This window comes from Streptomyces sp. NPDC060028 (assembly GCF_042736725.1).
Classification (GTDB): Bacteria; Actinomycetota; Actinomycetes; order Streptomycetales; family Streptomycetaceae; genus Streptomyces.
This window is the reverse complement of record NZ_JBHWVJ010000191.1, coordinates 1-1,192: the sequence shown is the minus strand read 5'-3', so window position 1 is coordinate 1,192 and position 1,192 is coordinate 1. Positions and strand designations below refer to the sequence as shown.

Genomic DNA, 1,192 nt, shown 5'->3' with positions numbered 1-1,192 from the left:
GCCGGAGACCTGTGTAGGGTCGCCCGCCGCCTGAGGGATTGCAGTCCCGATGGAGTCACGGCGGGCATTTACGTTTGGTGCGGGTGACACTACGCCCCGTGCGGACGCTGGAGATTCACCCGGTTGTGAGGTGGTGGCCGGCCTAGCTCCGGTCGGGCCATCGAGGCGAGGCTGGCCGCTTAGGGCGCACGGGAATTCCGGCCTCTTCGAGCCATCTGTAGAGGACGCTAGGGCCGACGCGGGCGAGTTCGCGAATCCGGTTCCGGCCTGCACCGAGCCGTGCTGCCTCCACGGCGTGCGGCTTGATCTCTTGGGCCAGGATGCGTGCTGCCTCATCCAGTAGGCGGGCGCGTCGGTCGCCTGCCTCCGCGACAGCGCGTAGCGCCGTCGCCTGCTGCTCTTCGGGGATCTCCATGTGGAAGAGCATAGCTAAAACAATCGCCTGTGTGTTGGTTGCACCGCCTGTGGTTTCTGTGTCATGGTGGAGCCCACCCCGGAAACGGGGCGGCCCCCGGAGGTGCTGGAACACCTACCGAGGGCCTTGACCACCCACCTACATGCATAGGAGGGCGATCCGCATGGATCGTATCGTCACGCCCGAAGGTGTGATCATCATGGTCCGGCCGTGCGCCGGACTGGCCGAGGAGATCGAGCGCCAGGAGCGCGAGGACAACCGGCGCGGCTTCGAGCCTGAGGCATCTTGGCTCAGCGCCACCATCCCCGCCCCCCGCCCGTTGCTGGTCGGGGGTGCCTGATGGGACTCCGCCGCACCATGCCGATGAAGACGGAGCGCACGGACCTGAGCGCCCATGAGACGACCTATCAGGCGTCGCGCGGCGGATATTTCCCCGCGCCGACCAAGCCGGTGCCCGGCACCCCCACTGACACCAACAAGGGCAAGGGGGGCCGTTCATGAGCACCGCCCGTAAGGATCAGCAGGCCGCCGACCAGCTTGCACGGGACCGCATCGCAGCAGCGCAGGCAGCCTCGCGGAGTGCCGACGAGGCACGGCGCAGGGCCGAGGAAGCCAAGGCCAAGAAGAAGTAACGCCGCAGAAGTGCACCCCTAGGGGCAGGCCACTGCGCCCTCCGGCCCATGCGCGATGCTGCGGGATCGAATCCCGCCCGGGGGGACTCAGCCGCCGCCGACCGGCGACGGCGCACGACAGCACAGGACACAGGAGGACGAGTTG

3 protein-coding genes are annotated in these 1,192 nt (G+C 68.0%); all 3 read left to right on the top strand.

Features of this window, described 5'->3' with window-relative positions; translation table 11 throughout:
* Positions 1–578 precede the first annotated feature (578 nt).
* The 3 genes from ACFWBF_RS37360 to ACFWBF_RS37350 are packed head-to-tail and all read left to right on the top strand — an operon-like array spanning position 579 to position 1,047.
* Entirely contained in the window at positions 579–755 is a 177-nt protein-coding gene (locus ACFWBF_RS37360) for a hypothetical protein (RefSeq protein ID WP_161122796.1), read from the top strand.
* Positions 756–778: 23 nt separating this feature from the next.
* Positions 779–916 (top strand): hypothetical protein, encoded by a 138-nt coding sequence (locus ACFWBF_RS37355; protein WP_385457987.1) that lies wholly within the window; start codon positions 779–781, stop codon positions 914–916.
* Complete coding sequence (locus ACFWBF_RS37350; protein ID WP_272919104.1) at positions 913–1,047, top strand: hypothetical protein; 135 nt, start codon at positions 913–915, stop codon at positions 1,045–1,047. The genes ACFWBF_RS37355 and ACFWBF_RS37350 overlap by 4 nt, the downstream gene beginning before the upstream one ends.
* The last annotated feature ends 145 nt before the right edge of the window (positions 1,048–1,192 follow it).